Origin of the sequence: Paraburkholderia sp. SOS3 (genome assembly GCF_001922345.1) — a bacterium.
Lineage (GTDB): Bacteria > Pseudomonadota > Gammaproteobacteria > Burkholderiales > Burkholderiaceae > Paraburkholderia.
The window spans coordinates 1628657-1646320 of record NZ_CP018811.1 but is presented as its reverse complement, the minus strand read 5'-3'; the positions used below and the strand labels follow the sequence as shown (position 1 = coordinate 1646320).

The following is a 17664-nucleotide window of genomic DNA, read 5'->3' as shown; positions in this document are numbered from 1 at the left end:
TGAAAGCCGCAATTATCCGCTATTTTTCCTGTGGCCGTCGCTTTGGAGGCAGGTACTACGCCTGCGGTGCCCCGGCAAGCGCGCCCTCCCATCTTCAACCATGATCTTTGAACGCTCCCTCCAGCGCGAACTCGCTTATACGGCTGGCGCCGTGTTCATGGTTCTGCTGACGCTCGTGCTGACGACGATGATGATCCGCATCGTCGGCTTCGCCGCGTCCGGCGAAATCGATCCGCGCGACGTGCTCGTGCTGATCGGCCTGACCGTGATCGGTTACCTCGCGATCATGCTGGTCGCCACGCTGTTCGTGTCGATCCTGTTCGTGCTGACGCGCTGGTACCGCGATTCCGAAATGGTCGTGTGGCTATCGTCGGGCGTGAGCCTCACGCAGTTCATCAGGCCGGTCGGCGTGTTCGCCACGCCGATCATCATCCTGATCGCGTTTTTCGTGTTCGTCGGCTGGCCGTGGTCGAACCAGCAGAACAAACTGATCCGCGCGCGCTTCCAGCAGCGCGACGAAGTTTCGCTGCTGGCGCCTGGACAATTCCGCGAATCGACGGTAAGCCACCGCGTGTTCTTCATCGAGAAGATGTCGCCGGACCAGTCGCATGTCGAGAACGTATTCGTCACGAGCACCGAGAACGGCAAGGTCAACGTCGTCGTGTCGAAGTTCGGCCATACCGAAACGCAAAAGAATGGCGACCGCTTCGTCGTGCTCGAAAACGGCCGGCGCTACGACGGCGAGCCGGGCCACCCCGATTTCCGCATCATGGAATTCGCGCGCTACGGCATCAAGATCCAGAGTCAGCCCGTGGTCACCACGCCTACCGCGACCGGCACGCCCACGCTCGAACTGCTGCGCAACCCCACGCGCGACAATCTCGCCGAATTCGCGTGGCGCGCCGGGCTGCCGCTCATCGCGATCAACCTGATGCTGCTCGCGATTCCGCTCGCGTACCAGAATCCGCGCCGCAGCCGCACGATCAACCTCGTGATGGCGGTGCTCATCTATCTGACCTATTCGAACGTGCTGAACGTCGTGCAGTCGTGGATCCAGCAGGGGAAGATGTCGTTCGCAGTCGGCCTCGTCGGCTTGCATCTCGTGGTCGCCGCCATCGTCGTGTTTATCTTCTGGCTGCGCGTACGCAACCGGCCGCTGTTTTCGCGCGCGATGTTCAGCCGGCGTTCCGGCGTCGCGCGCTCGTCGCAGTCGCAGGGAGCCTGACCGATGCGGATCTATGAGCGGTATTTCGCGCGTCAGGTTTATCTGTCGTTCATTTTTATCCTGTTCGCGTTTTCGGGGCTGTTTTTCTTTTTCGACCTGATCAACGAACTCAATTCGGTCGGCCGCGGTCACTACAATTTCAGTTATGCGGTGCTGCGCGTGGCGCTGCAAACGCCGTCGCGCTTCTACGAAATCATTCCGGTCGCCGCGCTGATCAGCGCGATCTATGTGTTCGCGCAGATGGCCGCGAATTCCGAATACACGATCTTCCGCGTCTCCGGTCTCGCGACGAACCAGGCGCTGCGCTCGCTGCTCAAGATCGGCATCCCGCTCGTGCTGCTCACGTATCTGATCGGCGAAGTGGTCGGGCCTTATACGGACCAGTTGTCCGAGCGCGTGCGGCTCGAGGCGCTGGGCTCGTCGGTATCGAGCAATTTCCAGTCGGGCGTCTGGGTCAAGGACACGCTGACCGCGCGCGCCGACGGCGAGCAGGTCACGCGCTTTGTCAACGTCGGCGAGCTGAAACCCGACGCGACGATCAGCAATGTGCGCATCTACGAATTCGACTCGAAGTTCAGGCTGTCGAATGTGCGCATCGCGAAGTCGGGCGTCTATCAGCCGCCCGGTCACTGGAAACTGACCGACGTGACCGATACGCAACTGATCGACGTCGTGCCGGCCGGCGTCACGCCGGCCGACGCACTGAATCCCGTCTATCGCGCGAAGCAGATCACGCTGCCCGAGTACTCGCTGCGCTCGGAACTGACGCCGCAGATTCTCTCGGTCCTGCTCGTCTCGCCGGACCGGATGTCGATGTTCAACCTGTTCCGCTATATCCAGCATTTGACGGAAAACCATCAGGACACGCAGCGCTATGAAATCGCGCTGTGGCGCAAGCTGCTGTATCCGTTCGCGGTGTTCGTCATGCTGGTGCTGTCGCTGCCGTTCGCGTACCTGCATACGCGCGCCGGCGTGGTCGGCGTGAAGGTGTTCGGCGGCATCATGCTCGGGATGAGCTTCCAGTTGTTCAACACGCTGTTCTCGCACATCGGCAACCTGAACACCTGGCCCGCGCCGTTGACGGCCGCGACGCCGGCACTCGTTTATCTGGTGCTGGGGCTCGTCGGGCTGAAGTGGGTTGACCGGCACTAGCCGGTGCGGGGCCGCGCGGGGCCGATTGCCGGCTATGGCGGCGCCCGCGCTTCGCGTGCTGTGTGTGCTTTGCGTGCTTCGCGTGCTTTGCGTGCTTTCGACCCGATCGGGAGGGATGTGATGGCAACTACCGATGCGGCCGCTACCGGCATCGTTCTCTTTGCGCATGGCGCGCGCGACGCGCGCTGGGCGGAGCCGTTCGAACGGCTCGCGAATACATTGCGTGGCCTGCGCAGTGCGCCTGTCTCGTTGGCGTTTCTTGAACTGATGACACCGGATTTGCCGACAGCCGTCGCGCAGCAAGTGGCCGACGGCTGTCGCGCCGTGACGATCGTGCCCGTGTTTTTCGGGCAAGGCGGCCACATCCGCCAGGACCTGCCTGTCATCGTCGAACGATGCCGGACGGCGCATCCGGGCATCGAGATTCGCTGCGCGACGCCCGTCGGCGAAGACGAGGCGGTGATCGAGGCCATTGCGCAGTATTGTTTGCGGCAGGTTTAGCGGGCGCCCCTGCCCGTTGATGCAGTTCGATGCCAATGAACTCTGATTAGCCACGCTTACGTCGCCGCTCGCGCGACGTTTCGTGCGTCAGTGCCGGGTCGCGTCTGCAGGCATTTGATTCAACTCCGCATGCACGTCGTCCCATTCCTCTGGCGGACATGCGCACACCCATTCGATGCAATCCCTGTCGAGCGCCGCTTCGGTCTCCGCCTGATCGGCCAGCGTCTCCATCGCTTCGACCAGTGCGATGCGATCCTGCAAGGTCACGCCGCCACGCTTTACCGCGCGCGCGATCGCACCGATCCTCGCGACCTGCTTGCTGTACTGGTCCGCGTAACCGATTGCCGTGCGGTTCACGCGCTCAAGCAGATCGATGCGCTTCTCGAGTTGCTCGCGCGTGAGCGTTTGAAGGGGAACATTTCGGGGTTGTCTGGCCATAGGCACCTCCACTGATGAGAAGGCCCGACTCAATCCGTTTGGAAGGGGTGAGCGGGCACGATGATGAGGTTGACAGACCGGGATTGAGACAACCGGCGAGCCTTGCGGCTCCCTCGTCACGGCCCGCCCATCGAGAGGCGCGCAGAGACAAACGCACGACCTGCAGGGCGCAGGCGTGCGATCTCAATCAACAGGCTGTCAAACCCGTGTCACCGATGTTTCGGCAACCTGATCATTGTGAGGCAGTGTTTTTTTGAGAGATCAACAAAGAAAGCGAAAGATACCTTGACTGGTTTAACAAACGGATCGCGGCCTTCAAGACAGCACGCCATCAACCCCGCCCGCACGGGAACATGATCCATCGTAGTATGTGCGGCAAGCTGCACATTGCAGCCAGGCAGCCTCCGGACGTCAAAGGAAATGATGCGAGTCCATATCATTTCCTTCGCAAAGGCCCGATTCCCCCGAGGATTGAAATTACAGAGGTAAGACCATGCTCTCCGAGGCCCCTGATGTCTTGTCCGAGGTGCTCAAACTCATTCGTCTGCGAGGCGACCATGTGTATCACGGCGAGTTGAGCACCGGCGCCGAAGTCACGTTCTCGCCGGGACCTGCCATCTTCCTGCATTTACGCACGGGCGAACTCGCGGTCTCGCAACGGGATGGCGAAGCTGTGCTGCTGCGCCCGGGCGACTTTGTTCTTTTGCCCCACGCAGACGGGCACACGATTCGAGCAAACGCAGACGCAAAAGCACGCCAATGTTTCGAAGCAGACGTATCTTCCGGCTCGCGAGGCAAGGCACAGACTTTCAGATGGGCTGCCGCGGACGATGTTGCAGGATCTTTTCTTGCCGGCGCATTCTATTTCGATGGCGCGCCGTTGAGGTCATTGCTTACGGGGCTTCCCGGCCTTATCCACCTGACCTGCGACAAGTCGATGGAGCCGGCATGGCTCGGCACCATCTCCCATTTCCTCGACGTCGAGTCGCGTGCCCCAAGCCCCGGCGCGTCCTTGATGACCTCGCGGCTCATCGATCTTCTCGTGATACGCACGCTGCGGATGTGGGTCAGCAAGCAAGGCATCCGGACAGAGTGGTTGTCCGGATTGACCGATGAACGCATCGGACGCGCGTTGAATGCGATGCATCAGGCGCCCAACGAGGCGTGGACCGTGAAGTCGCTTGCCGATATTGCCGTGATGTCGCGCTCCACGTTTTCGGAGCGCTTCACCGCGGTGGTCGGGTTGCCGCCACTGCGCTATCTGGCACGCTGGCGATTGACGGTTGCCGCCGACCTCTTGCGCGCGGGAACGCTTAAAGTGGTCGACGTCGCCTACGCCGCCGGCTACGGCTCGGAAGCTGCGTTTAGCCGCGCCTTCAAGGCGCAGTTCGGGTATCCGCCAAGCGACGCACATCGAATCTCACGCGGCAGTATTTTTCGCGCTCGAAGCTCGGAACTGGTTTGAGCTGAGGTGCCGCGCGTCGGCCGGCGAGCGGACGGCAAGGCGACAGAGTCGCCTCGTCCATTCATACAGCGGCCTGCTTATTTGGCAGCCGCCTCGATGTCGCTTGCCAGACCGTCCGGGTCGGTCAGGAAAGGCGTGTGCCCCGTCTGCAGCGTGTATTGAGCGCGCACCGGCGTGCTCGCCACCATTTTGGCCTGAAAAGACGGGCTGATCACCTGGTCGAGCGCGGTGTGGATGTACACCTTATCGACCTTGCCAAAGCGCGCGGCAGTGAGGTGCACGGGAGTCGTCAGAGGAACCAGCGGCTCATCGAGGATCGCGTCCGGGATCGCTTTTCGCAAGCCTTCGGGTGCGCCGTTTGCAAACAGGTCGGCGCGAGCCGAATACTCGACGCTCGCAATACCTTTTTCCTTGTCGATTTTCAGATGCGGTCCAATCTTCGCGTCGGCGTCCTGCTGCGCCATGGACACGAGCGAGTCGCCGTCATGCGGGAGGTACGCTGCCAGGAAAACCAGTGTCCTGATTTTGGACGGTGCTTTTTCCGCTGCATCCGCGATGACGATGCCCCCAAAGCTGTGCCCCACTACGACCGCCCGATGGTGCAGCTTGTTCAATGCGTCGACCACGGTATCGCGATAGAGATCGAGGCTGACCTTGTCCGGTGCAGCCTCTGCGCCCGGTCGGCCAGGCAGGTCGACGGTAACGACCTCGTAGCCGTCTGCACTAAGTTTCGCTGCGACGTAGCCCCATATCTTCGCGTTCTCGAAGGCACCGTGGACAAGAACGATAGGCGGCTTCTCTGCAGCCTGTGCGTTGGCACCGAAAGCGAGAGCGGGGGCGATAAGAGCAGCGAGCAGGCGTTTCATCTGGATCGATTCCTTTGGTTTGGAGAGGCGTCAAAAAATTCGCATGGCATGGTCTGGCATGCGCGCCACTCTAAGGAAGATGCCGGAAATGGGCCATATCGCAGCGTCTCGTTTTCTTGATCGATCGTACGAGCATAGGCTTCGCCCGGAAGCGAGCGCGTCATCTCCGGGAGGTCTTAGCAAAAAAATCTTTAGCGTCGCATGGGCATTCGCGTCGAATCAGCTCCTTGCTATCCGGCGCGAGTCGCGCGGCGGATAGCCAAACTGCGCTTTGAATGCGCGGCTGAAGGCGGCCTCCGATCCGTATCCCGCGGCCTGGGCGACTTCCGTCACTTTGAGCTTTCCCGCACGTAACCAGTCGGCGGCCAACGTCAAGCGCCACCACGTCACATATCGCAGTGGCGACACGCCCACCGTCGCCGTGAACCGATCCGAGAAATTCGATCGGGACATCGCCGCGATCTCTGCCAGTGACTCCACCGTCCAGGCCTGCTCCGGATTCCGGTGAATCGCATTCAAGGCGCGCCCAATCCGCTTGTCCGTCAACTCCAGAAGACTGTCCAAACGGTTGCCGTCGCCATTGATCCACGTGCGCAAAGTTCGAATGACAAGCAGGTCTATCAGAAGCGCCATCAGGATCGAAGAGCCAGGACCGACGTTGGTCGCTTCATCGATCAGGACACGGGAGAAGGAATCGAGCCATTGCGGAACCTGACTCTCATTGCATTTGACGTGGATAAGCCCCGGCAGCCCGGTTATCAACGACCCTAATGGACCCACGTCAAAAGAGAATGCACCCGCGAGAAAACGTCCCACGATGTCCGAGTTTATGGCCCATCGCACGCTCTGCGCCTGGTGCCCGGTCCGCGCTGACAGATTGGCCTTGAACGTCCGGCGCACTTCGCCGCAGCGCCCGTCTCGCATCGTGTACCCGTCTGCCTGCAGGGAAAAGACGAAGTCGCCGGGCTGCAGCAACAGCGGTTCGCCATCACGCGGCAGAAGGACGACTTCGCCGTCGCGCATGTGCAAAAAGCTCGACCGGCCCGGCGGAAAGACCGCTTCGGTGAAAGCGCCCAACTCGCCTTCGATCACGACATGCCCGCGCAGCCGAACCAGCCCGAGGACTTGAGATAAGGCATCGCCCCGCTCTTCGTGCGCGTCGTTGCATTCGACTTTAGCTAAAGCAGATCGACCTACTACTTTCCTTCCGGATCCATTCGCTTTCTTCAAATCTTGTCAAGCGCCTTTCGCACTCTTTCCAGGTATCAGTCACATGTGAAACAGCAAGGCGCGCCGCATAAACGTGCATACGCACCACCGTGCATCATTTGGAGCTTCGACAGTGCGCCGCCGCTATCGAGAACGATCGGCATCGCGACTGAATGCTTTGCGCCAAGCCTCATTTCGGCCTCCGCAAAGATAAGATGCCGCGCATATGAAAAGCAGGCGCGCAGCCATCAAGCAAGGCCTTGTGAAGGCAATCGGGGATGACCGACTTGCGTTGGGTTCACTTGACAACTTTAGTGAAAGCGCCATGCACTGGCCATATCACAGCGTCCGGTATACATGATCGATCGTCCGGTCGCCGAGATCGGGATCGACATCGAAATATCGACACTCAGCTTGAAGAGGTATATTTGCGACGCGCCCGCACCAGCGTTAGCCGCTTGAGGCGACTTCTTCGCATCTGGTCGATGGCCATGTTGCGAGGCCAACTCTCATGATCGCCTGCTCTTCGACGTTGATACGCCTATTTAACGTACGGCGGTGGCATTCGGCGCCAGACGAAGAATGGCGCGTTCTGCAGTCGAACCATTATCGAGAGTCGATGACACGGGATCGCTCCTGCTCACCAGTCGCAGGCGCGGCCCCTCGAGCGCATCATGCGTTACCAGATCCGGCTGCATGGCGTCGCCTTTGGGATCGTCAACCGATGCGTCGTCTTCGGTCACTCCATCCGTTTGCACAAGGTATGCGGCGCAGTCATCGTGCTCGTATAGCTTGAGCAGTAGCTTGATCAAACCTGCCGATATCCATGCCATCAACCAATCCATCGTTTCGTCACCAGGTTTCCAACAGATCCGCAGGAGCGCTGCGCCCCTCACGATAAAAATGCCGGTCTATAACAGACGCGCTAGCCGCCGCACGTAAATGCATACGGCCAGCCTCGATCGGCAAACGCCTACTTTGCAAGACATGCATCAACCGCCAAGATAGGGATTGCAGTAGCTCACCGAACCGACGCATGCTCGTGGCTTTCCAGCGCGTCTACCGCTCAGGCTTGATCCGGAATTGCCAGAGCCTTCGTCGCTACGTGCATGTTGCGCTGAAAAACGCACTGCTTGACTCTTCAATCTGGACATCGAAATTCATTGATCTCGATTACCGCGTCTTCGCCAGAGTGTCCTTGCAACCGCGCGAAGCAAGCAGTAAAACCTCATGTCCACTGCGAAAAACACGCCATGCAATGTCTTTATTCCGTCAATTTCATCGTTTGTTTTCTGAGCCGCGTCAATTGCGCCGGCGCGCCGGTGCGCAGTCGTCACGTCGAACGAAGCGTCAAGAATATGAAGCGTAATTTCACGGAGCTTCGTTGCGCCCTCGCTGCAGATGTGATCTCGCGCGCGAGGTAAGCGCCCTTGCGCCCGTTAGCGCACAAAGGACAGGTCTTCCGGGAAGTATTGGGATCCTTACCAGTTCTGCAAGCTGCTTGAACTGTCCGGATTTTCGGAACAAGCCAGTAGAAAGGCAGAGCCGAACATGCGGGCTATCGGACGGAATAGCCGCAAATCCTGGTCGGATGCTACACATCGCGCCAGAAGCGATGGCGAATCGCGGCATCAGCGATAGGCGGGTTTCGACTGCGGATGTCGGTGCTTTGTGCAGCGGCGCGATTGCCGCGTTCCGTGTCGCCTGACTGTATTTAATCTATGCGTTGAGAAACTGCCGGGCGTAGCCAACAAAGGCTTCCGGATACTGGAATATCACGCCATGGCCGGAGTCCGGGTAAAGAATAAGCTGCGCATTCGGCATGGTCTTGTACATCGTATAGGCGTTTTCGACCGGCAGCATGGTATCGGCGCTGCCGGCAACAACGAGCGTCGGATGGTGAATGGACCGAAGTACCGTGTGCTCCGGATCGGCTACGGCACACCAGCTGATCAGCGCCTTCGCCTGCGATCCATTGGTGGCCGAATTGCATTCCATGTCGCGATCCTCGGTGCGTTCCCGTGTCCGCCGCAGGAAAGCAAGCCCTGCCGATTTACTATAGACCGAGGACGTGAAGAACAGAGGCAGTCGCGGATCCGGCGCGCCCGTGTCGGCGAATGCAGCCTGAAGGACCGCCATCAGATGTTGCTGTCCACCTTGCGGGGCAGTGCCGACGAGAATCAGCTTACGCACGAGGTCGCCAAGCACGCAGGCGATTTGCTGGGCGACGCAACCGCCAAGCGAAAAGCCAAGCATGTCGACCTGATGCAGCCCCAACGACGTAATAAAGATGATCGCATCTCGTGCCATCGCCTCTACGCTATCCGGGGTTTGCCCCGTGGAACGTCCGACACCGGCGTTGTCGAAAACAATGACAGGACGATCCCTGGCGAGCGCATTGACGACCGCGGGATCCCAGGAATCGATGTTGCCCGAGAAGTGCTGCAACAACACGAGGGGAATGCCGTTCTTCGGGCCGAGTCGGCGAAAAGCGAATTGAATGCGGCCACCGTCGACGTAGAGCGTGGGGGCTGTCTGAAGTGTCCAGCTCTCGCTCCTGGACCGAGGGCCAGCCTCACCAGAATCCGCACTCATTTGCCATTCCTTGCGATCAGTCGATAACACGTCTTTGTTGTTCATCTGCGCTTCCCCGAACCGACGGTGCAAAGATAAGCTCGAAAGCGCTTTACGACCATCTCCTACCCTCCGAATTGCATGATCGATCGTCCGGATCTTCGGTTGCTCGAGTTGTCGCGCACCGCGCGCACTCGCGTGTACGACGTCAGTGGATAGCGCCGCTCGCTGTCTGGATTCCGGATCACAATTTTCGGCTTCCCGGTTATTGGAGACCGTCATTGGCGCCATTACCATCTTCACGTTCTCTATCTAGCTCGAACTGGAGACGGTCGGTGATACCCCCCTTTCAAGAAAGTGCGCTTTGCTCCTCGGTGTCGAGGTTACGCGGGGCGGCTGCTGGTACGACATGAATTTTGCGCGGCAGGAAATCAGAACCGAAGCTGTGCTTCGTACGGGAGGGTGGTCACTTGGCGACCTGCATGTCAACACGCTCGATGCGGTAGACCTGTCGGATTGCCATCTGTCGTCGCTTGCCGGCCAATTGTTGAGGCTGTTTTTCGTCAGATCGGGTTCCGTAACATTGACGTCTATGGCCGGGTCGCAGCGGCTAGACGCGGGAACCCTGTTTGTTGCACCTCCGCAGGCTGGGTGGAAACGGCAGAATTTTTATGATCAAACAAAACTCGTATTGATATCCATCCCAAGGCGTGCAATGCACGAGCGCGGCTTTCACATCAAATCGTTCGAGCTCGTGGCTGCGAACACGTCCAACCCGGACGCCCGTGCCGTTGGTCAACTGATCTTGTCGATTGCCGAGCAGAGCGGATGCACGAGCCTTGCGCTACGAGCACGGCAAGGACGGCATCTTCTGGACTTGCTGGGCATGGTGCTGGGAAATCCACTCGCAGTGGTAAGTGCCAGAAACCGCGAGGTGACGCTATCGCGCGCAAAAGACTACGTCGCACAGCATCTGGAAGACCAGGAGCTGAACGCGACACGTATCGCAACGTCGGTTGGCATTTCGCCTGGCCACTTGAATCGCCTTTTTAAAGCCAGTGCCATGTCGGTGATGCGCTATGTCTGGGCCTGCCGTTTAGATCGGGCTGCTGATCTTCTCAGACGTCACGGCGAATCAAACGTCTCGATCGGCGATGTTGCCTACAGTTGCGGCTTCGCGAGCCACGCTCATTTCAGCCGTGTGTTCAAGGAGCGATTTGGCTTTTCTCCTAGAGACTATCTGTTACGCGTGAGAGCACACAAATCCGGCGCGCACTTCGACGTTGCGGCTAGAATGGAAGGTGTTTGATGCCGCCCGCTGGGGCCACCGTAGATGGTTCACTCAATCTCGAACTCCGACTGTCGGAAGTACGAGGTCTTGAGCCGGGACATTCATTCAACCTGGAAACCGTCGCTCACTAAACGTTGAACTTTCCGAAAGCTGGTTCAACTCACGTTGAGCTATCGGGTTTGGGTTTGGCGTCGGACGACGCCTCAGCTGCCCATGTCCTGGATCGGACCCGTTGCGGGCGTTCGCCGGCTTTGCACTAGCCACTGACATTCAGCAATTAGCAGACGCTTCCGTTGCGGCGGCGTCTCGCTTCACTGCCACGCACTTGATCTCGACCAGCAAGCCAGGATGCGCGAGTTCGGTCACGCCTATCGAAGTCCAAGCGCATGTGCCGCGTGGAAAAACCCGGTTCTTCACCTCGCGGAAGATGGGCATATGCGTGCTCATCTGCACGTGGTAGGTCGTCATATCGACAACATCTTCGAAAGCGCACCCAGCCGCTTCGAGAACCACGCGCAAATTTTCCCAGCATGCGAGGAATTGCGCCTCGGGATCGGCGATGAGCTCGAGGTCGACGGTACGCCCGACCTGCCCAGCGCAGAAAACTATGGAACCAACCTTCACGGCCGGTACATATCCGGCGCGCTCCACGATACGTTGCATCGTCGGCGGGATGATCAATTCACGCACCGTCATATGTGTTACCGGTTAGAGGATCGAAGCGGTCATTCACCGCAGCCCAGATTATGACCGTGTATGGCCGACCGCGGCCCGGTACATCAAGCTTTTATTTCGAATTCCTCTTGTATCGTGCCCATGTGGTTTGCCGGACCTCCTGCCGATGCGTAAACTTCCGATTCCATTGCTGCGATTGTTTTATCGTTCCACCGCACCTTCGCGCTAAATACGTAGCGGCCCAGCAACGGGAAAGAACTGATACATTCGACTTCGAACGTCAATCTGGCCGCCGCCGGTGCCAATTGAAACGCATCTACGTTGAGATAGCCGACACGATAATTTGTCTGTCGATCGATCATGTTATGCAGAAGCGTGCTCCTCACCCGGCCAAACGTATCGGCAAGAATGGCGACGGGCCAGGACGGATAATTATCGAAATGCCCAGCAAAGCTCTGAGGTCCGACTTCGCTTGTGCGAACAACGATGCGGTCAATGCTGGCAGAAAGAACATCAAATGTGACGGGAGTTACATACGGAGACATGTCAGGCCGCGGTATAGCACCTGTATGGTGCCCGCCGAATATACGGGAAAATACTTCACTTGAAAGGACTTGATACTCACACCACAGGTGGGCGGTAAGTGATCCGCAATGGCCCAAAACCTCCGCCGTCATCGTCCTGCGATCCCGGCCTGTTACGGTGGCGATCGCGACGCCGTTTGGATCTTTTTGCACCTCGTCAGTGTTCGGCAGGAGCTTTAAGCGACCCTTGCTAGCAAGGTAGTAGGTCATCTGATCGGGTCCGCCTATGGCCGCGGCACAACTGCCGAGTATCGCGAGATGACGGCCAAGTTCCGCCGATGAAATGGGTCCAAGTTCGAAACCCGTCGATTGCTCCGCGCTAAACTTGCCCATGATCGCCTCGCCGTACACCGCCTTGAGCTCGGAGAACGCGAAGTACGGTCGATGTACTGCGATTCGCTCGCAGACCTTGGCGATATCCAGAGATTCCATAGAAGTCCAGTCGAGTTGAGAGGCGGCCTTTCCGTACTGGCGCGCTGCCGGTACACGTTTATTCTGACGCTGTAGAAAAGTCGAAATCTGAACTTTTGTGACTTCGTTGCGCTTTCCGATTCACGACTGGCGTCAAGCTGCGCAAAGAGAAGTCGCGTAACGCGCGCACGACCAGGGAGAGGCGGCTGGTTATTCGTATGGCGACCCAAGTGGCCAACTGACTGAGAACCTCATCAATTCCATTGGGAGCAGCGAAGGCTATACAATCCTAGCCGGCGGCAAATACGGCGGAAACAACGGGTTTGACCACGTTTTTGTTGATTCATCGGGAGAAGTAACGCTGCTTATCGATAGCAAGCAAGTGACTAACTGCACGTTTTCACTTTCGCCGAACGGTGCCGGAGGCACCATGCAGCTTTCAAGTGGCTGGATCAACAATGTATTGAGCAGGCTGGACCCATCGTCACGGGCATACCAGGCAATCGAACAGGCACAAGCTTCCGGCAAACTGATCACGGCAGTAGCCGGGGTCGATAAAGCGACTGGCCAGGTAATTGCCGTTCCGATCAAGGTCACGGATCACTAGGCAAAATATGAAACAGGCTATCGACTACGCCACTTCTGTCCGGTTGGGGCTCGAACACGTATCGAAACACCAGCAGGCGCTAGCGGACAAGCTGCCCTTCTTTCTCGACACAATTGACACTGGAAGGGGCGACCCCGAGTTTTGCCTGCAGCGGCTCAGCTCCCATGCGACCGCGGCCGCTCTCGTTTCGTGGTTTGAACATCGCGACCTGAACGCGTTCAAGCAGTGGTGTTATGTGGGCGGTAGATTGGAGTACGTTCTCTTTCGGCGTCAACCGAAACGATGGTTTCCCACGTATCTGCTGCTAGCTCCTTTGCTGTCCGATCATGAAGGGTTAATTAGCTGGTTTTCCCGCAACGACCAGCCGTTCGACATGGAACGGGCGAACGACATACGGACGGCTGAGTTCCATGGATACCAGGCGCTACTGGCGCTTCGAGGTGAATGGGAGACATTGGAAGAACGCTGCCTTCGCATCATCGGTCACTCGCCAACGAAAATGAAAAAATATGAAGTCGATCATAATTTTTATCTGGCTTTGGCGCGACAGGACACAGCGAGAATGGAGGGATCGCTAAGCGAACTGACGTCGCCCAACGTCGCAAAGGTCCGTAATGCTGAACAGGCGTTCGGGTTCACGGAAAAGCTTATCGGCGCGCACGCGGTTATCTACGCAAAAATCGCGTGGCGGCATGGGTTTCAAATCAGGATAGATACACCATGGATTCCTGAAGAATGGCCACCTGTCAATCCTCTAGCAAGCTATGTCGATCCGTACGATTTTTTGGGCGAATATCAGGTTGGGTAGCTACCCTTCCCGATCTGCGCTAACGATACCGGTCTTTAACGACGTTAGGGGCGCGCATGTGAGGTGGATGATCCACCTCACTGAACACCGCCTCCCTATATAAGAGCGATCTTCTGCTGGACAACGCCGAAAGCTCGCGCAGTACAAAATACAGATAACAAAACCAAAACATCACGCCATACTGATGGCAACGGGGATGGTTCTCGCATCGGGCATTGCACATGCACAGCAACTGCCCACCACAACGCCATACGTACCGGTTGCGCCAGCAGCACAGCGTACCGTTGCTCGTGTCCTTCAAGGCATGGCTCGAGGAACAAGCCCCGCAAGTCCTGCCAGAGAGTCTGCTGGGCAAGACCATTTCGTACACGCTCAATCAGTGGAAGTATCTCGGTCGCTACGTGAGCGGCGGACGTGCGCCAGTCGATAACAACTGGATTCATACCGTTAGCGGCATGACACAGGTTGTTGCTGATGGGCCAACTGCCGTTCTCGATGTAGCGGATCAGCTTCGGCCACTGCATGCGCGGATAGGTCAGTCCTTTGCGGAGCAGACTTTCCGGTACGACGCCGGGGGATTGCTCGAGCATCAGCGCGTGAATGGCGTCGAGTACCCGCCGACGTCATGCGCAGGATCGCCCGTCGGGAATCGGTCACGGGTAGTTGAAATATGATCGGTTGTGGTGCCGTCCCGCTTAGGCGAAAGACGAACGATCTGGTCGGGCGGCTTGCGCTGCTTCGCTTTAGCGACGGCGAACGGCTGCAATCGGGTGAGCCGCAGTCGCTTGTAACGTAGCGACGAACGGCACATCCTGGCCGGCTAGCGGCCGACAACCAAGCGCGGCGAGCGCAGCGGTCGCGGGCATAAAAGGCCGCTCTGAGACATTCGAAAAAAGAACCTCAAGGCGCGCTTGCGGTCCCTTGCGAGTCGCTCGCATATAGTCCCAGCGCGTGAAGACGGCAGTGGCCGGCAAAAGCGCGCTTCACGTGTGCCGCGCTTCACAGTCACCCGGCGACAGAGCATCTCGGCGCGGTCCGCTGACGTTCGCGCGTTCGATTTATCGCTTTCCTGATCCTCGCCCCTTACGATTGCGTTGTGAAGAAAAAGTATGTGCAAGATACTTGGAACCCTGGAATGGATCAGGTCGCCATTACTGTCGCATGTAGGGCATGCGCGGGTAATCTGGCGTCGAGCAATATTGGACAGCCCCACTCTCTGAGCTTATCCAGCGAAAGAACCACGGAACTCCTTGAGGTTATCAAGCGCTTCTCGTCCAACGTCGTGTGTAGTTGCGGATCGATGCAAGGAGTTCGGGCGCGAGGGCCCGGGCCCGCGGTTCGGTGTGCGCGCTCCATACGAGCGCGATGCCCGTCATGCCGAGCCACACCGCGATGCTCGGCCAGGTGAGCGGAGCGAACACGAGTGTCCCGACATAGGCTGCCGCGACGATCAGCGCAGGCGGGATCAGCATGCGTATCGGCCGCGCATCGAGGCGCGCGGCATAAAACAGCAGCAGCCCGTCCACGAGGCTGCGCACGCTCCAGGCGAGCGCCGCGCCGAGCACGCCGAAGTGCTGCAGCATCCACCACAGCAAGGCGAGGAACGGCAGTATTTCGTAGGTCTGCAGTCGCGCGACGATGCCGGGCTTGCCCGTTGCCTGCAGGTGAGTGGCGACGATCATCGTGAGCGAGTTGATCCAGATGCCGACCAGAATCGCCTCTCCGACCGATGTGGCGCGCGACGCGAATTCCCGGCCGAGCCACAGCGAGAGAAACGGGTGCATGAAAAAGATGCCGAACACGATCATCGGCGTGAGGACGGCGGCGAGGCCGCGTATTGCGCCGAACGAGAGTGTCGCGGCGCTTGCGGCGTCGAGTGACGACAGACGGGGAAATAGCGTGCGGATAATGACAAACGGAAAGAGCCGCACGCGCTGCGCGAGATTGAACGGCACCTGGTAGTAGGTGACCGCCTGCGGTCCGAGCGCGTGGCCGATCAGAAGGCGGTCGGCCGTTTCCAGCACGGGCGTGGCGAGGCGCGTCAGACTGATCCATGCGCCGTACGAAAACAGCGGGCGGACCAGATCACGGCGCGGGCCGTTCGCAAGCGACAGCGGAAATACCCGCCAGACCACGATTGCCGTCAGCACCAGCGCTACGATGCCGGCGCCGAGCGTACCGAACACCAGATAGCGCAGGTTGGGCCCGAACAGGAACGCCATGCCGAGCGGCGCGAGCTGATACAGGATGGCGACCGCGAGCTGTAGCGCGTTGAGCGCGCCGAAGCGCTCGCGTCCGACGAGCGCGCCGTTGAACACGCTGATCAGATTCGAGAGCGCCACGAGGCAGCCAACGTAGGGCAGCGCGGGCAGCAGCTCCGCCGAGAGCGACTCGCCGATGTCGAAGAACGCGAGCAGCGTGTGCATGAGCGCAAACAGCACGACGCCGCCGGCAATACCCAATCCGGCGTTGAGGATCAGCGCGGTCCATACGACGGCCTGGCGCTCGCTGTGCGGTGCGTCGTCGAGTTGCGCGATGCGGTTGGCCGTCGCCTGAGACAACCCCAGGTCGAGAAAGCCGAAATAGCCCTGCACCATCCAGACGATCGCGAGCACGCCGTAACGCGCGGCGCCGATATGGTGCAGATAGATTGGTGTGGTTGCGAGCGTGACCAATATCGGCAGGATGCTGCCGACGAGGTTGATGGTGGCGCTGCGTTTGAGACTCGGTTTGGTGCTCATGAAATGGTCCGGTATGCCGTCCTGGCATTCTGGCCGAGGCGCACCGCGCAGTTTGTTCGTCGGCGCACGCCGCAGCCTCTCACCTGCAGCGCCGACCTTGAAATCATGTCTCGCGTAAATGCTTCGTTTTACTGTACGGCGACGGCCGGGAACAGCCTCTTGCGCGTTGTCGACCGGATAGGATAAATCACCGGTGCTCAAGCCATAGGCCTGTATAAGCCCGTATCGTGGAGGAAGGGCGGTCGAGGACGGGAAGCGAGAGTTCCGCCGCCTGCCACTCGCCCACGAGCCCATAGCCCAGGCTGGCAAGGTTGTCGAGCAGTTTCGATCGGTTATAGAGCATGCAGGCGACGCGGATATGTCCCGCATCCTGGACTACCGCAAACTCCGGCCCTTCCGTCAGTGGAGTTCGATTGATCAAGATATACTTCGGTCGCGCCGCGAGATCTTCCAATAAATTCGGCAATGACTTGTCAAAATAGTGGAGAGAGCCGCTTGCGATAAACAGGTCGGCCTCGGCAGCCTGCCGCAAATCGCCGGTAAACTGGAGGTTTCTTGCGTTCTTTCGGCCGGCAAGAATTCTTCCTTGCGATAAAGTCTCCGGTAGATCATAGACGCACCAGATCAGATCTTCCCGCGTCTGCAAATAGTCTTGATAGCAATAGTACAGATTGCCGACGTTGCCACCCAGGTCGAATATTTTTCTAATGGACGTCAACCGATCTCGCAGGTAAAAAAAGGCGGCATAGTCGCTAGGCCTGGCCGCGCGGTTGAGCTCGAGATGCAAAGCCATGTTTGCGGAATTCTCGTGCCCGCCTCTTGCGTACGGCTTTACTGCGCTCTCGGCCTCGCGAAGCGTCTGGAAGCTACTCCTGTACCCCAGCATCGATCGCAAGATCGCGGCTCCGGGACGAGTGCGCCTCACTCCCTCTATCAAAGAGCGACCATAATGCCTTGCTCCCAAAATCCCGACAAACTTCGCGGTCCATATAATCTGCCTGTCTCGTAGCTCGATTTTCCGTTGCATACAAATGCTCCAGACAACGTTAAAAGGGGGGCTAATACGAAACACTCAAGAACAGACAGGCTGCCCAGGAATCAATTGTTGAATCCGTCA

General features: G+C 58.7%; 17 protein-coding genes and 2 pseudogenes. 9 read left to right on the top strand and 10 right to left on the bottom strand.

What is annotated here, in order from left to right:
- The first annotated feature begins 100 nt into the window (after positions 1 to 100).
- The 3 genes from lptF to BTO02_RS07560 all read left to right on the top strand — a co-directional run bounded on the left by lptF (position 101) and on the right by BTO02_RS07560 (position 2878).
- Complete coding sequence (gene lptF / locus BTO02_RS07570; RefSeq protein ID WP_075156523.1) at positions 101 to 1225, top strand: LPS export ABC transporter permease LptF; 1125 nt, start codon at positions 101 to 103, stop codon at positions 1223 to 1225.
- A gap of 3 nt (positions 1226 to 1228) precedes the next feature.
- Entirely contained in the window at positions 1229 to 2377 is a 1149-nt protein-coding gene (gene lptG, locus BTO02_RS07565) for an LPS export ABC transporter permease LptG (protein ID WP_075156522.1), read from the top strand.
- A gap of 120 nt (positions 2378 to 2497) precedes the next feature.
- The gene (locus BTO02_RS07560; RefSeq protein ID WP_075156521.1) at positions 2498 to 2878 is read left to right on the top strand and encodes a sirohydrochlorin chelatase; all 381 of its coding nucleotides are present in this window, start codon (positions 2498 to 2500) and stop codon (positions 2876 to 2878) included.
- Positions 2879 to 2965: 87 nt separating this feature from the next.
- Here BTO02_RS07560 and BTO02_RS07555 read toward each other — a convergent pair whose 3' ends face one another.
- Positions 2966 to 3316, bottom strand: a complete 351-nt coding sequence (locus BTO02_RS07555) for a hypothetical protein (RefSeq protein ID WP_075156520.1) — start codon at positions 3314 to 3316, stop codon at positions 2966 to 2968.
- A 493-nt stretch (positions 3317 to 3809) separates the two neighbouring features.
- Here BTO02_RS07555 and BTO02_RS07550 point away from each other — a divergent pair, with 493 nt between their 5' ends.
- On the top strand, positions 3810 to 4781 hold the full coding sequence (locus BTO02_RS07550; protein WP_075156519.1) for an AraC family transcriptional regulator: 972 nt from the start codon (positions 3810 to 3812) through the stop codon (positions 4779 to 4781).
- A 77-nt stretch (positions 4782 to 4858) separates the two neighbouring features.
- Here BTO02_RS07550 and BTO02_RS07545 read toward each other — a convergent pair whose 3' ends face one another.
- The 3 genes from BTO02_RS07545 to BTO02_RS07535 form a co-directional block, all read right to left on the bottom strand.
- The gene (locus tag BTO02_RS07545; protein ID WP_075156518.1) at positions 4859 to 5647 is read right to left on the bottom strand and encodes an alpha/beta fold hydrolase; all 789 of its coding nucleotides are present in this window, start codon (positions 5645 to 5647) and stop codon (positions 4859 to 4861) included.
- Positions 5648 to 5866: 219 nt separating this feature from the next.
- Positions 5867 to 6877 carry an AraC family transcriptional regulator gene (locus tag BTO02_RS07540; RefSeq protein ID WP_083615031.1) on the bottom strand — a complete coding sequence of 337 codons (1011 nt, stop codon included), beginning with the start codon at positions 6875 to 6877 and terminating at the stop codon, positions 5867 to 5869.
- Positions 6878 to 7401: 524 nt separating this feature from the next.
- The gene (locus tag BTO02_RS07535; RefSeq protein ID WP_075156517.1) at positions 7402 to 7689 is read right to left on the bottom strand and encodes a hypothetical protein; all 288 of its coding nucleotides are present in this window, start codon (positions 7687 to 7689) and stop codon (positions 7402 to 7404) included.
- A gap of 203 nt (positions 7690 to 7892) precedes the next feature.
- Between BTO02_RS07535 and BTO02_RS34190 the strand changes: the two genes are divergently transcribed.
- The gene (locus BTO02_RS34190) at positions 7893 to 8225 is read left to right on the top strand and encodes a hypothetical protein (protein WP_156883777.1); all 333 of its coding nucleotides are present in this window, start codon (positions 7893 to 7895) and stop codon (positions 8223 to 8225) included.
- Positions 8226 to 8575: 350 nt separating this feature from the next.
- Here the strand turns inward: BTO02_RS34190 and BTO02_RS07530 are convergent, their stop codons facing one another.
- Positions 8576 to 9496: an alpha/beta fold hydrolase gene (locus BTO02_RS07530; RefSeq protein ID WP_198039210.1), complete on the bottom strand. Its 921-nt coding sequence runs from the start codon at positions 9494 to 9496 to the stop codon at positions 8576 to 8578.
- Positions 9497 to 9794: 298 nt separating this feature from the next.
- Between BTO02_RS07530 and BTO02_RS07525 the strand changes: the two genes are divergently transcribed.
- On the top strand, positions 9795 to 10739 hold the full coding sequence (locus BTO02_RS07525; protein ID WP_075156516.1) for a helix-turn-helix transcriptional regulator: 945 nt from the start codon (positions 9795 to 9797) through the stop codon (positions 10737 to 10739).
- A 252-nt stretch (positions 10740 to 10991) separates the two neighbouring features.
- Here BTO02_RS07525 and BTO02_RS07520 read toward each other — a convergent pair whose 3' ends face one another.
- The gene (locus BTO02_RS07520; RefSeq protein ID WP_075156515.1) at positions 10992 to 11417 is read right to left on the bottom strand and encodes a RidA family protein; all 426 of its coding nucleotides are present in this window, start codon (positions 11415 to 11417) and stop codon (positions 10992 to 10994) included.
- Between the two features lie 83 nt (positions 11418 to 11500).
- Positions 11501 to 12412, bottom strand: a complete 912-nt coding sequence (locus BTO02_RS07515; protein WP_075156514.1) for a hypothetical protein — start codon at positions 12410 to 12412, stop codon at positions 11501 to 11503.
- Between the two features lie 409 nt (positions 12413 to 12821).
- On the opposite strand from BTO02_RS07515, the gene BTO02_RS34185 reads away from it, so the two are divergent.
- The 3 genes and pseudogenes from BTO02_RS34185 to BTO02_RS07505 all read left to right on the top strand — a co-directional run.
- Complete coding sequence (locus BTO02_RS34185) at positions 12822 to 12998, top strand: hypothetical protein (RefSeq protein ID WP_156883776.1); 177 nt, start codon at positions 12822 to 12824, stop codon at positions 12996 to 12998.
- 7 nt (positions 12999 to 13005) lie between these two features.
- The gene (locus BTO02_RS07510) at positions 13006 to 13806 is read left to right on the top strand and encodes an Imm49 family immunity protein (protein WP_075156513.1); all 801 of its coding nucleotides are present in this window, start codon (positions 13006 to 13008) and stop codon (positions 13804 to 13806) included.
- Positions 13807 to 14054: 248 nt separating this feature from the next.
- Positions 14055 to 14246: pseudogene (locus BTO02_RS07505) on the top strand (IS66 family transposase); the annotation flags it as partial.
- Between the two features lie 30 nt (positions 14247 to 14276).
- Here BTO02_RS07505 and BTO02_RS07500 read toward each other — a convergent pair.
- From BTO02_RS07500 to BTO02_RS07490, 3 genes and pseudogenes are all read right to left on the bottom strand, one after another.
- Positions 14277 to 14414 (bottom strand): annotated as a pseudogene (locus tag BTO02_RS07500) (IS66 family transposase); the annotation flags it as partial.
- 651 nt (positions 14415 to 15065) lie between these two features.
- Positions 15066 to 16547, bottom strand: a complete 1482-nt coding sequence (locus BTO02_RS07495) for a flippase (protein WP_075156512.1) — start codon at positions 16545 to 16547, stop codon at positions 15066 to 15068.
- A 187-nt stretch (positions 16548 to 16734) separates the two neighbouring features.
- Positions 16735 to 17433 (bottom strand): methyltransferase, TIGR04325 family, encoded by a 699-nt coding sequence (locus tag BTO02_RS07490; RefSeq protein ID WP_232243517.1) that lies wholly within the window; start codon positions 17431 to 17433, stop codon positions 16735 to 16737.
- Between the last annotated feature and the right edge of the window lie 231 nt (positions 17434 to 17664).